The following is a 13,320-nucleotide window of genomic DNA, read 5'->3' as shown; positions in this document are numbered from 1 at the left end:
ACATAATCCCATCCAATGAAGTTAAAGAAAACATTATTACTCCAGATAATAATGTTTTGGAATACATTATAAAACCAACTGCTTCTTTTTACATTTATCCAAATGGAAATGTGGATGACTTCAAAATAATTCCATATTATAAACTGTTCGGAGGAGGAGCTCACGGACATACAGCCAACACATACACGACAACATTTGTAGGTAATGAAATATTTTCAGATTCAGATTCCACGGGAGACATTGAAATTCCTAATTTATTGGACATTATAGATTATCCATTTAGCATTCCAAGTGACTTTCCAGATATCAAAATTTACACGGGATATTTATATTTCAATCTAACAATCGAAACATTAGGATATGGATTATGGCGAGGTTCTACATTATGTTCTGTTCCCAATCGTATTATGGTTTTTCCTTCTGCATATACAATGAATGGAAAAACATATTGGGGGACAGACATACAGCCTAACTTTGGAAGTGTAAAAAATAGTTATATCGGATTTTTCGGTTCAAAAAAGAGGAATTTATTGGAAGAATGGGGAATATATGATGCTCAATATATACATTTTTTAAAAGATATGGCTTTAGAATGGATGAAATTAATGAACGATTATGGAACAGATTGGAATAATCATTTATTGGATGATCCAAAAACATTGAATGTTGCAAGAGGTATGGAATACGCAAGCAACATAATGGATGCAGTTTTATCCTATGGAGTTGGAGGATTAATACAGTTGGGTAAGGAAAAAATTGGCGACGCATACGAGTATGTTAAGGATAATCCTGAAATATTGTTATATATTGGATTATCTTATGCTGTTGAAGAGGTTGCGGGTGCGGTTTTGGCTGGTGTTGGGCTGTCAGGAGGACTGGCTTTTGTGGGTGCATTACTTGTTGGAGCAACGTTTCCAATAGACCAACTTATAGATGACTGGAATAACTGGAAAAAAACACACGGAACAGGATGGAGTAGTTATATAGGATTTGCAAGCAATTATATAGATCCAACAAATCTTGATGGATTTTGGCATGATTGGACTAAAAACTGTTTAGATTTAGCAGGTTCAGTTGCCGATTGGTTGGGGATAAATCCTTCTGAAAAAAGTTGGGAAGATTGGTATAATGAACTGTCAGAATATTCATATAATTCAATAATTGGGGAAGAATTAGAGGAAATTGCATTCATGGTGAGGGACTGCGGATATTCCACAGCATCCTATGATGGTTGGTTGTTCAAAAAATACCATCTAACAAGTGCCAACAACTTCCAAGACCCAAAATATGAATTAAGACAGATGATGATACTACCTAATGGTGATGTGTTTTTAAGACCTTTGGAATTCGATGTGGGTATGTTATTCAATAGACCATTTACAAATCTAATCATGTTAAAAAACTGGGAAAATGATTATCCTTTGTTATCGGAAGTTATTAAAAACAACAACACATCAACATTTTATGTTTGCTCTCCTTATCCTTCCTACATCCAAATGCAATTGTATAATATCTTAAAAATAAAATTAGGGTGAGTGTATGAAAAAATATTATACATACATCGAGCTATGCAACTATTATTTGGAGAGATTCAAAGAGCAGAAATATTTTTACTACCATTTACGGAATTTTATAAATGAGGATGTTAGGGAATGGAACACAAAACCACCAAAAAACGTAGATGCAATATGTAATTATGCCTGGAAAGTATATTTATCTTTGGAAACGGTTGAGGGTAAAAAGAATTTCATATATTCTTTATTTGTATTTAATCACAAGGTTATTGAAGTTTTTAGAAATATGAAAATAGTGGAAGTTAAGAGGATACTTACTTCTGTAAAGGTCAATGAAGAAGTTTTCAAAAAAAATTATTTAACATTCGATGATGAAAATTTCAGGTTTATAATACACCAAGAAGATGGAAAAATAGTCGGGGACATCTTGGAATATGATAAAGTTATGGAACTATGCAAATACTTTAACATTCCTGTGGGGGTGGTTAAATGCTTGACAAGGTAATTTTTTGGGGTATTGTAGTTCTTGCATTTACTGTTGCACTGACATACTCCACAAACAGATTGATAGATGAGGTGAGGAAATGGTAATGAGTAAGGGATTGCAAATATACAACTTAAAAAGGTTTTTAAAAAAACACGGTATTGATGAGGATTTAATTGATTTGGAAGCGTTAATTGACCCTACATTATCATATCCAGAAAATAAAGAGATAGTAGCAAATTACATAAAGAACATGATTGAAAATAAAGAATACAATGAAGAAAAATACGATGAGGAATACATCCAACATTTATTAAATGTTGCAAGGGAACTTCATGAAGAAAGAAGCGAACAGGCACAGGAACAGGATGAAAAGATTAAGAGTAAAAAAGTTATTGATTTAGAAAAATCGAAACATCCAGAAAAGGACTTGGAAGAATGGAGCAGGAACATGGGGAAGATGGATATACTTGGAATAGATTTTATACCTGATTTTTCAAAACCTTTGAAAAGATTATTAAAGGGAAAACATGGTTGTTAAAGTTGCAGTTGATACAAATGTTTTAGGGTATTTGGGCGAAACAGAAACTACTTTGAAAAAATCCGCAAAATCAATTAAAAAACTAAACGAAGAAATAAATAATATGGAAAATGCACAGGCATTTGCAAAATTAATATGTAGCAATACTCGAATCAAAGGGATTATTCCATTAATGGTGGCATATGAATTTATACAAGCTCCAAAATATGTAAAAAAAAGAGTTTTTGAAAAGTGGGTTTGGTTGTTTTCATTGGTCTAATAATATCACGATATACAAAAGAGCAAAAAGTTTAAAACTGCCTTCAACTTTGAGCCACTTAAAACAGTCTGACATGAAAGTAGTATATGAGTCATCGAAATTAGGTTGCCAATATTTAATCACATTTAACAGAACTGATTTAAGAAAAGAAAAAAATAAAAGATTGATAATATCAGAATTCAAAAATAAACTAAATATATCCCCACCAGAAATATTATCTCCCGATGAATTCATAAACTTAGTGTATATCCCTAAACACTAAATTTACAACTCCCCCTGCTTTTTTTGCTTCTGTTCCAAATTTTACCATCTCATCGCAAAATTCTTCATGACTCATTTTATTTATCCTATCCTCTGCTCTTCTTATCCATGCTGGGAGCTCATCATAATCAACATATTTTTTTATTTTTCTTACTCTGGGTTGTTTTTTAATTCTCTCTGTGTATTTTTTTGTGGTTTTTCCGTATTTCATATTTTCACCCAATATTATATTGTTGTTTATGATTTATATTTATTCCCCAATTGTTATTGATATTTTTATATTCTTTTTTTCACAGTAGAAACTCAACATTTCGTTAATTAATTCATCGTATGACCTATAACCTTTCGTTGTACATAATATTTTGAGTTTGTCCCTCGTATTTTGCTTTATTTTAATATCCTTCATTTTTGCATTCATAATATCACCAAAAACTGCATTATTTCAGTCTCTGCTGTGGATCCCCTGACCCGGGTTCGATTCCCGGTCCCGGCCCTTTTTTATTTAAGTAGTTTGGTTTCTGTTTTTTTTCTGTTTTATTTTATTAAAAATTAATTTTAGTTAAATTATATTTACTATTCTTTTTCTTCCAATTTTATGGGTTTTTACAAGTTTCTTTTGCTCTAAAGAGTTTATATATTTAACTATTGCAGGAAGGGAAACATTGAATTCTTTTGCCAAATCGGTTATTGTTTTTTCTCCTTCATTTAATGAAGATAGTATCTTTCTTTCAAATTTGGTTAAGTTGTAGGGATGTGCTATTTTTGGAAACTCAACTATTCTTTTGTTGTGAACATATACTATTTTATCTATTTTTTGAAATTCATAAAGGGAAGCGTAGAGTAGTGCAAAAGAGGTTATTTTTCTTCCGCCGGTTATATTTACAATTATTCTATTGTTTTCATTCTGCATGAGCTCTCTAAAAATTTCAACATTCTTTTCGAATTCCATGCCTTTTACTTCTACTTCTTCACAATCAATCCCGAGCATGTTGCATAGTTCTTTTGCTTTATTCAGTGCCACATCTATTTTTTTAAAATCTTCTTCTGATGTATATTCTTCATCATCCTTTGAGTAAATTAAAACTACTTTTTTTGCTCCAAATTCTGCAATTGGTTTATACACGTGTTCCGTATGAAAACCCATGTTTATTATGTGCGTGGTCATGTTTTCTCCTTTCGTAAATATTTATCGGGAGCCTATATTTAACCTCATATTATATAAAACTTAACTAAATTGGTTAATAGTTAAATTTAAATATTGGTTAATTCACTTTTAATAATGAATGATATATTATATACCAACATGATGACGGGGTAACCTATTGAAATAAAATAATCGGGGGGTCATATGGAGTTAGAATTCAAAAAATGTGATGATTTTTGGATAGATAATGGGATAGAAAACTTATATCATATTTTTAGAAATATGGGTTATTATCCAGAAATAAAACCGGATAAAATAACAGTCCAGTTGGATGATATTGATAATTTTATAAAAGACTTTGCTAGCGAAATTGAGCAATTGAAAAATGAAAAACTATTAATTGAGGTGAAAGATAAAAAAGGCATTAAAAAAAGGGTGAAAAAGGACTATATCCTTATTCAATATGGTTCAAAGGATAAAAATGGAGTAAATACATTAAAAGAAAAAATATACTTAAATCCAAAAGATGAACTTACTAAAATATTTAAATTGATAACTACTAAACCAAAAAATTCAAAATCCGGTAAAGTTTGTTTGTGCTGTGGCGGTGAATTTTCAAAAGAATATCAAAATATGAAACAGGCATCCTATCCCATGACTACAAAAATAAAAAGTTTAGGGGGAATAAGGGGAAATGCTGAAAACTATAAAGAGATATGTCCAAAATGCTATTTAACTGGGATATTGGAATGGACTGACGATTATTTATACAAATATATGGGTGATAAAGCCTACATGTTCATCCCATACATTAATGATTTAGTTAAGTTAAGTAAATTTAAAGAGAGATACAGGGGTGCAGGGATTCTTAAAAATAGCGATAGATACTGCAATATTGGAGGAAATAGAGATATCTATGGTAGGTATTCTGTATTGTTAAAATTTTACGAATATTTAATTGATAACGCCAAATTAAATGAAAATCCTAATGTTGAATGGTATATTATAAACATTCCGAGTGGTACTGTAAAAAATATCAAAGTAGATAAGTTCGAAATGTTGGGAGAAATATTTGAAGTAATGAGAACGATAATTGGGGAATTAGATGGGGATTTATTGTATGGGGATTTTTTGAATAAGATATATGTTAGAGATAACGAAAAAAAGAAGCCTGATTTTGATAAATCTAATGCACTCCGGGAGAAAATATCAGAAGCATTTCTAACTAACAATTTTAGAAAATTTGCTAAATGTTTTATTCCAAAAAACAGCTACGATATTGTGTTATTTAACGATGCGAGAGAGATTTTAGAAAAAATTATTATCAATTGGAGGTGGACTAAATTGGGTATTCCAAAAGAACATTTAGAAACCATTAAAAAATCAGGGCATGTAATTGCAGAGGTATGTAGGCATAACAATTTAAATCTACTTTACAAGCTGGATAAAGTGAGAACATCTGAGGAGTTTTGGGGAGTGATGAGGGAAATAAGTAGAAAAATGATTTCTTTGAGTGATGAGGATACTAAGTACATTAATCCCATGGTGTTGGGAAATTTAATATCATTAGTAAAAGAATATGAAGAAAATTGGAAAGAGCTGAGGGATTTATTGGAAATATATTCCTGTATGTATATTTCAATTAAACAACATAAACGTGAAAATAATAACGAAAATACTGAATAATTTGGGGCGATATTGATGAAAAAAGGGATAAATGTTGCATGGTTGTCAGAAGTTGATTTAACAAATTTAAATTCTGGAGAGGGGGAAAGTAACTATATAGATGTTAAAAAATACAAAAAAGACGGCGTAGAATATCCTTATGTATCTGGTCAAGCTATGAGGCATTATTTCAGGGATGCGATTAGGAGAGCAACAGATAAATATATATGTGTTCCAGATGATAGGGGAGAAACTTGCGGAGATATTGAAAATTGTATTGGTTGTGATTTATTCGGTTTTATGCTGCCGAAAAAAGGTAGTGGTTCATCTGTAAGAGTTTCACCACTAAAAGTATCTCCTGCTATCGGATTATTATCTTTTGAAGACAATTCAACAGTAGATTTCCTAACAAGGTCAAAATATAAAGAAATTGGTGAAAAAACGGGCGGGGATATTGTAAATATCGAAATTGGAACGAATATATATAAATGTGGTATCTCAATCGACATTGAAAGAATTGGAGGGGAGGAAGTAATAAATGATGAGGAAAGAAAACTTTCTATTGAATATAAGGTAGACAATAATGAAAGAAAAGAAAGAATAAAACTAATATTGGATGCAATTAGGTATTTATCAGATTATTCAAAGCAGGCACGATTATTAACGGATTTTACGCCGGATATATTGGTTGCATCAGTTCAGGATAGATATTCCCACAGATTGCAGAAAGCTTTGGAGATTGATGAGAGTAGAACCCTAAATATCGACAGGTTAAAGGAAATATTGGAAGATGTTGGGGGATATGGAGATATATATTTCGGAATGATTTCGGGGGTTGTAACTAATGAAGATGAAGTTAAGGATATGTTGAATGGTTTAGAAATTGAAGTTTTAACGCCAAACAAGGCTTTGAAGAAAGTTATGGATTCATTGTAAATATATTATTTTATTTCTTTATTTTATTTTTTGGTGATGGTATGACATTGGATGAATATTTAAACAGGACTGCTGTTAATCACGATACTTCTAAAAATACCAAAAACGCATTGTATGGATTTAAATTTAAAATTGAAGGGTTATATTTCAACACATTTAGAAAACCACTTTCAAATAGTTTAATTTTAACATATTCAATACCTTCATTTACTGTAATCCGGGGATTAATATCAAATGCACTAGGTCTGGAAAGGGATGATTTAACCGTTCAAGATTGGGGTATAAAAATAGGCATTATTCCGATAGATTTTAAGAATAAATCTAAGGAATTGGCAAAGATCTTAAAATTAAAAGGAGATGGAAAGAGTTATTTCAAAAATTACAGTTCATCACCAATGTTTAAAGAATTTCTTGTAAATCCCTCCTACGAGATTTACATAATTGGAGAAAAAGAAAAAATTGAGTGTATAAATAACGCACTTTTAAATCCACAACGACCACTGTACCTTGGGAGCTCAGATGAACTCTGCGATTTGGAGGTTTCCGAAATTGTTGAAGTGGAGATATCTGAATCATCCGAATTAAACTGCGTGGTTGAGGGGCTATATGAAAACTGCACTGTTGAGAGAATACCTTATAAATTAATAAAAAAGGATAAATCTGGAAAAAAATGGGATAGCATATTTAAAACTGTTTCAATACCGCTGAGTAATATTAAATTAAACGACAAACTTCAATGTTTTAAAATTGGAAATAAATGTATTTTAGCATATTAATATGGGGTGGGATAATTGGATACTAGTATCGGAAAGTTATGTTTAAAGGAAGGGGACAAATACTTTCAAACATTAAATGGCCATACAATTGATGCCATAAAAATACTTAAACAATATATTGAAACAAATAAATTTGAAGTTGAGGAATTTTGCGATAGATGGGATATGGATAAATCTGAACTCTACAGAAATTTATTTTTAATGGTTTATTTACATGATATTGGAAAATTAACAAAAGATTTTCAAAGAAATATTAAAAACAACAAACGATCAAATAAATTTCCACATTCTTTTTATGCAATGGGCATATTGGACAAAGTGAATGTGAATGATTTTGTAAAATTAACTATATTGGGGCATCATTCTCAGCTATATGGTGGGTTGTATAATGATTATCAGATTATCAAAAAAACCGAATATTTGATTGACAATATAAACAAATTTTTAACTAATTCCTACAATGTGTATAATTGTCTTAATTTTAATGAATATTTTGAGTTTGATGGGTTTAATACTATTGATATTGATAAAAAGGCAAAACCTAAAAAAATATGGAATGCTCTTAATGATGGTTTAAAGTCCGAATACAGCGAAATTAATTTATTAAATAATCGAAAAGAAGACATTGTAAAAATAAAAAGTATATATTGTTTTATGCTTTCAATACTAAAAACTGCGGACATATATTCCAGCTACAATTTTGAAAGGTATATCTTGGAGAATAATTTAAAATACGATTTATTTAATGATGTATTAACAAACCCAGAACATTATATTCCCAAATTAAAAAAAGAATATATTCCTAATTTCGAGCTCTACAAATACCAAAATGAAATAAAACACAAAGCTAAAAAATTTCAAATACTGTTTGCACCATGTGGAAGGGGAAAAACTGAGGCTTCTCTTTTGTGGGCTTTTGAGATAATGAAGAAATACAATAAAAATAAAATAATATTTGCACTGCCCACCCAAACAACGAGTAATTTTATGTTTGATAGACTAAAAAAAGAGTTTGGTAAAGAAAATGTTGGAATATATCATGGAATGAGTTTTATTAAATTAAAAAACGACGAGAACAATAAAAAGTTCGATGACTTTGACAATATGGACTTAGATGATGAATATGAAGATTATGGGGCCAAATTAATAAAAAAAGTTGGTGATGAGAATTTTAAGGGGGAAATATTCCATAAACCTATTACGATTACCACAATTGATCATTTAATTTATTCATTTATCCATGGCTATAAAAAATCCGATTTTGCTTTGGGGAATATCCAAAATGCTGTGATAATTTTTGACGAAGTTCATTATTATGAAAAAACAACATTATCTCATTTATACGGGTTATTTGATATATTGAAAGAAATGGACATCCCTCATCTTCTAATGTCTGGGACAATTCCAAACTTTTTAAATGAAAAGGTGAATTATGATACAATTGTTGATGTTGAAGGTTTAGATTATAGGCCATTTAGGATGTTTCTTAATGAATATGAAATATTTGATGAAAAAGTTTTTGATAGTATTATAAATAATTATATTAATGGAAAAACTCAGTTTATAATATTAAATACAGTTTCAAAATCAAAAAAATTTTACAAAATATTAATGGATAAGTTGGAAGATTATGGTATAAATCCAAATGTGATATTATATCACTCTCAATTCACACATAACGATAGAAACAGAAAAGAAAAAGAAATTAAAGAAAAATATGGGAATAAAAATAAAAAACCATTTATTTTAGTTGCTACGCAAGTAATTGAGATTTCTTTAGATATTTCTGCGGATCTAATGTATAGTGAAGTTGCACCAATTGACGCTATTGGGCAGAGGGGTGGGAGATTGAATAGAAAGGGGAGAACTCCTGATGGAATATTGAATATATACGTTCCAGAGAAAAATGTGCCATACGATAAAGAATTAATGAAAAATGCCGAAGGTATTTTAAAAAAATACGATAACAATGCAATATCCTACGGCGATATTAAGAAAATGTGCGATGAGCTCTACAAACATTACAATTTAAGTGGTAGTAATTTAAAAAGATTTTTTAATATTAGTACATTATTTGGATACTCGCATAGAGATATACGGTATAGCGAAGATGAGGGTAAATTCTTCAAAGTAAGGGAAAGCAAATCTTTAAAGATTGATGTTATTCCAAATAGTGTTTATAACAATGAGGAAAATAATTTAAACGTAGAGAATATTGTAAAATATCCTTATTATAAGTACAAAAATGAGGCGGAAAATGGCGAATTGATACATTTTGATATTGTTTATAAAAAAGATAAATTGTATGTTATTTGTTTGCATGAATACACATATGAATTTGGATTCAATGATGATATTGAGATGGATGAAGAATTTATCGATGATGATGAATTTTTAGGAAATCTAAAAAATAACAACATAGTAGATAATGATATTCTCTAGTGGTATTATGGACCTAATCAACACATTTAAGGTTCCCACAAATCATAGATTTGTAAATCCCTTTACTTCGTTCAGGGAACTAAAAATCAGGGGGGCTCAAATAAATTATTATTTTATATGTAAAACAAAGCTCTATCTCTTTTCAAAAAATGTTAGACTGGAGAAAGACAGCGATATTGTAAGTATTGGAAACTTCATCCATAAAAATACCTACAAAAAAGAAAATAGGGAACTTATAATAGGCAGTATAGCTATAGATTTTGTAAAGAACAAGAAGAATGGAATTTTGGAAATTCATGAAGTCAAAAAATCCGATAGAATGGAAAAGGCCGATATTTATCAACTCTTATATTATATCTACTATTTAAAAAATATGGGAATAACTGCAGTAGGTGTTTTAAACTATCCATCAAAGAAGAAAATAAAAAGAATAACACTAACTGAACAGAATGAGACCGAATTAATAAAAATAATTGAAGATATTGAGAATATCGCAAAAGGCAATAAGCCAATAAAACCCGAGCGAAAAAGTTACTGCAAAAAATGTGCATATTATGAATTCTGTTTTTCATGAGGGGCTATGAAAACCAACAAATGATAAGAACAAAACTTTAAAAAAGTTTTGATACAAAAGATAGCCTAATATTGGAGGTAGGGGGGATGAAAACCAACAAATACATAAGTTCAGACGGAAAACTCATAAGGCGAGAGAATACCATCTATTTCATCAACAAAGATGGAAAAAAGACACCAATCCCTGTGGAAAAAATACATTCAATTTATAGCTATGGTGGTTTGTCCTTTACTTCAAAAGTTATTGAGTTGCTCTCTAAATACAATGTTCCGATTCATTACTTTGGAAAATATGGTAATTACGTAGGAACTTTTTATCCAAAGGGGGAAAATTATTCTGGAAAAGTTGTAGTTAAACAATCAGAATATTATTTAGATAATGAGAAAAGGCTTTATCTGGCAAAGAAGTTTGTCGAAGGTAGTGTAAGGAACATATATAAAAATCTAAGTAGATACAAAATCGATTTTCCGGTTGAAGAAGTATTGGAAAAATTGGAAGATTCAAAGACAATAACTGAGGTAATGTCTGTTGAAGCAATGATGAGAAACGAATATTATGGGAGCTTCGATAAAATATTTAATAATTTTGAGTTTGAAAAAAGAAGCAGAAGACCACCACACAACGAAATAAATGCACTTATTAGTTTTGGAAACTCTCTTCTGTATTCGGGAGTTATTTCCGAGATATTCAACACTCATTTAAATCCATCGGTTTCTTATCTGCATGAGCCATTTGAAAGACGATTTTCCCTAGCATTAGATATTGCAGACATTTTTAAACCACTTTTAGTGGATAGGTTAGTTTTCTATTTGGTAAATAAAAACGTACTCGATGAAAGGCACTTTGAAAAAGATTTAAATTCTTGTTTATTGAATGATGAGGGAAGGAAGATATTTTTAACTCATTACAAAAAGCGACTAGAAAAAACAATAAAACATAGAAATTAAACAGAAAAGTTTCCTATCAAAGGCTGATAAGGTTGGAATGTTATAAACTTCAAAAGCATATTTTGGAAATGGATACTTATGAACCGTTTGTTATTTGGTGGTAATTGATGGGGGTAACACAATGTATGTGATAATAGTTTATGATGTGGGAGTTGAACGAGTAAACAAAGTAAAAAAGTTTTTAAGAAAATGGTTAAATTGGGTGCAGAATAGTGTTTTTGAGGGGGAGTTAACTGATTCAGAATTTTTAAGAGTTAGAGAGGGGATTAAAAGTATTATCGATAGTAAATTGGATAGTGTAATTATTTTTAAGCTTAAGGATAGAAAGTTCATAGATAGAAATGTACTAGGTATTGAGAAAAACTTAGGGGAGGATGTTTTATGAGGGCAAAATTAGAATTTAGAACTGAGAAAAATACGATAATTCCATTTAATCATCAATACACGCTTGCTTCTGCCATATACAATGTATTAAATAAAGCAGACGAAAGATATGCTAAAAAACTACATGAATATACTAAATATAAGTTTTTCACATTTTCTCTGCTGAATATCCCCAAAAGAAGGATAATAAAAGAAAGAGGTATTGTTTCATTGGATGGACGTGTATTTTTACATGTTTCTTCGCCAAATGATGAGTTTTTACAAAATTTTGTAAGTGGAATACTTGATTGTGAGATTATGAATATTAATGGCATTGAATTAATACCAAACAATTTAGCAATTGAAAAAATCCCTGAAAGCTTTGATACTTTAAAGACAGTTTCGCCAATTTATCTAAAAACCATAATTGAAAAAGATGGGGCAAAAAAGATATATGATTTATTGCCAAACAATTCAAAATTTTATGAGAACTTCAAAAACAATTTAAAGAAAAAATATGAATCATTTTACAGCAAAGAATGTGATTTAGATTTTAACTTTGAAGTTTTGAAATATAATTCAAAAAGAATGAAAATCAAAAATACCTTTTGCAGATGTTCTGAAATGGTTTTTAAGGTCGATGGAGATTATGATTTAATAAAATTCGGTTATGAATGTGGTTTTGGAGAGAAAAACTCAATGGGTTTTGGAATGGTTAGAGTTGCCTAAATTTTTTTATTTTTTAATGCTATCCTTGGTAATTATTTTTATTTTTTTATTTTATAGTTTATATGTTTTTTAATTCTGATTTTAAGGATAAATAGGCGGTCTCGAACCGACCATGTTTTATGATTATTTTACATATTTAGATGTTAGAATTTATTACGATTCAGCTTAGTTTAGGTATCATAGTTAGTTTTATCATATTTTCCTTATAATTTATGTTTATTTTTTTGTTTATGCAACTGCATGTTCTTTATTTTAAAAAATAAAACCAACTATCAAGTCGCACGTCTTTATATATGGAGCTCCAAATCATAGGTTCGAGATAAAAAGTTTTAAATAAGGGGAGAAACAACCTTCTTTATAGGGAAATAAGGAAAATTCTTAACTGTTAAAATAAGACCATAGTGGGATGGAAATTGCTCAGGCAGGGGAATATAAAAGTGATTGATGTTGAATTGTTAAAATAAGACCATAGTGGGATGGAAATAAAGTCCGAGCACAAGACAATAAAATATCATATCTAGGTTAAAATAAGACCATAGTGGGATGGAAATGACCAAAGTGCAATATATGCGTCTGGGAAATTGGCAAGTTAAAATAAGACCATAGTGGGATGGAAATCAGTAAAGAAGATTCCTACAAGGTTTTGAATGTAGATGTTAAAATAAGACCATAGTGGGATGGAAAT

Annotated in this window: 15 protein-coding genes and 1 CRISPR repeat array; of the genes, 12 read left to right on the top strand and 3 right to left on the bottom strand. The window is 30.0% G+C overall.

Annotated features, from left to right (window positions below; all coding sequences use genetic code 11):
* The 4 genes from F555_RS09495 to F555_RS0100780 form a co-directional block, all read left to right on the top strand.
* The coding region (locus tag F555_RS09495) for a hypothetical protein (RefSeq protein ID WP_026182884.1) at positions 1-1,535 on the top strand (1,535 nt) is incomplete at its 5' end.
* A gap of 4 nt (positions 1,536-1,539) precedes the next feature.
* Positions 1,540-2,019, top strand: coding sequence for a hypothetical protein (locus tag F555_RS0100795; protein WP_018153327.1), 480 nt, complete (start codon positions 1,540-1,542; stop codon positions 2,017-2,019).
* A gap of 79 nt (positions 2,020-2,098) precedes the next feature.
* Positions 2,099-2,539: a hypothetical protein gene (locus F555_RS0100785; RefSeq protein ID WP_018153325.1), complete on the top strand. Its 441-nt coding sequence runs from the start codon at positions 2,099-2,101 to the stop codon at positions 2,537-2,539.
* A complete protein-coding gene (locus F555_RS0100780; protein WP_018153324.1) occupies positions 2,529-2,798 on the top strand; it encodes a hypothetical protein in 270 nt (89 codons plus the stop codon). Before F555_RS0100785 ends, F555_RS0100780 begins: the two co-directional genes overlap by 11 nt.
* A gap of 238 nt (positions 2,799-3,036) precedes the next feature.
* On the opposite strand, the gene F555_RS0100770 is transcribed toward F555_RS0100780, so the two are convergent.
* The 3 genes from F555_RS0100770 to csa3 all read right to left on the bottom strand — a co-directional run bounded on the left by F555_RS0100770 (position 3,037) and on the right by csa3 (position 4,224).
* Positions 3,037-3,270, bottom strand: a complete 234-nt coding sequence (locus F555_RS0100770; protein ID WP_018153322.1) for a hypothetical protein — start codon at positions 3,268-3,270, stop codon at positions 3,037-3,039.
* Positions 3,271-3,309: 39 nt separating this feature from the next.
* A complete protein-coding gene (locus F555_RS09490; protein WP_018153321.1) occupies positions 3,310-3,477 on the bottom strand; it encodes a hypothetical protein in 168 nt (55 codons plus the stop codon).
* A 141-nt stretch (positions 3,478-3,618) separates the two neighbouring features.
* Positions 3,619-4,224, bottom strand: a complete 606-nt coding sequence (gene csa3, locus F555_RS0100760) for a CRISPR-associated CARF protein Csa3 (RefSeq protein ID WP_018153320.1) — start codon at positions 4,222-4,224, stop codon at positions 3,619-3,621.
* A gap of 183 nt (positions 4,225-4,407) precedes the next feature.
* On the opposite strand from csa3, the gene F555_RS0100755 reads away from it, so the two are divergent.
* The 8 genes from F555_RS0100755 (at position 4,408) to cas6 (ending at position 12,635) form a co-directional block, all read left to right on the top strand.
* Positions 4,408-5,889, top strand: a complete 1,482-nt coding sequence (locus F555_RS0100755) for a hypothetical protein (protein WP_018153319.1) — start codon at positions 4,408-4,410, stop codon at positions 5,887-5,889.
* A gap of 15 nt (positions 5,890-5,904) precedes the next feature.
* A complete protein-coding gene (gene cas7i, locus F555_RS0100750) occupies positions 5,905-6,804 on the top strand; it encodes a type I-B CRISPR-associated protein Cas7/Cst2/DevR (RefSeq protein ID WP_018153318.1) in 900 nt (299 codons plus the stop codon).
* A gap of 41 nt (positions 6,805-6,845) precedes the next feature.
* Positions 6,846-7,580 (top strand): CRISPR-associated protein Cas5, encoded by a 735-nt coding sequence (gene cas5 / locus F555_RS0100745; protein WP_018153317.1) that lies wholly within the window; start codon positions 6,846-6,848, stop codon positions 7,578-7,580.
* A gap of 15 nt (positions 7,581-7,595) precedes the next feature.
* On the top strand, positions 7,596-10,022 hold the full coding sequence (locus tag F555_RS08850; protein ID WP_018153316.1) for a CRISPR-associated helicase/endonuclease Cas3: 2,427 nt from the start codon (positions 7,596-7,598) through the stop codon (positions 10,020-10,022).
* Positions 10,023-10,029: 7 nt separating this feature from the next.
* Complete coding sequence (cas4, locus tag F555_RS0100735; RefSeq protein WP_018153315.1) at positions 10,030-10,596, top strand: CRISPR-associated protein Cas4; 567 nt, start codon at positions 10,030-10,032, stop codon at positions 10,594-10,596.
* Positions 10,597-10,682: 86 nt separating this feature from the next.
* Positions 10,683-11,543: a type I-B CRISPR-associated endonuclease Cas1b gene (gene cas1b, locus F555_RS08845; protein WP_018153314.1), complete on the top strand. Its 861-nt coding sequence runs from the start codon at positions 10,683-10,685 to the stop codon at positions 11,541-11,543.
* A 121-nt stretch (positions 11,544-11,664) separates the two neighbouring features.
* Positions 11,665-11,928, top strand: coding sequence for a CRISPR-associated endonuclease Cas2 (gene cas2, locus F555_RS0100725; RefSeq protein WP_018153313.1), 264 nt, complete (start codon positions 11,665-11,667; stop codon positions 11,926-11,928).
* Complete coding sequence (gene cas6, locus F555_RS0100720; RefSeq protein WP_018153312.1) at positions 11,925-12,635, top strand: CRISPR-associated endoribonuclease Cas6; 711 nt, start codon at positions 11,925-11,927, stop codon at positions 12,633-12,635. Before cas2 ends, cas6 begins: the two co-directional genes overlap by 4 nt.
* Positions 12,636-13,019: 384 nt before the next feature.
* Positions 13,020-13,320: direct repeats of the CRISPR family, unit length 30 nt; unit sequence GTTAAAATAAGACCATAGTGGGATGGAAAT.

This window comes from Methanothermococcus thermolithotrophicus DSM 2095 (assembly GCF_000376965.1).
Lineage (GTDB): Archaea > AGJL01 > Methanococci > Methanococcales > Methanococcaceae > Methanothermococcus > Methanothermococcus thermolithotrophicus.
This window is presented reverse-complemented; position numbering and strand designations above follow the sequence as displayed.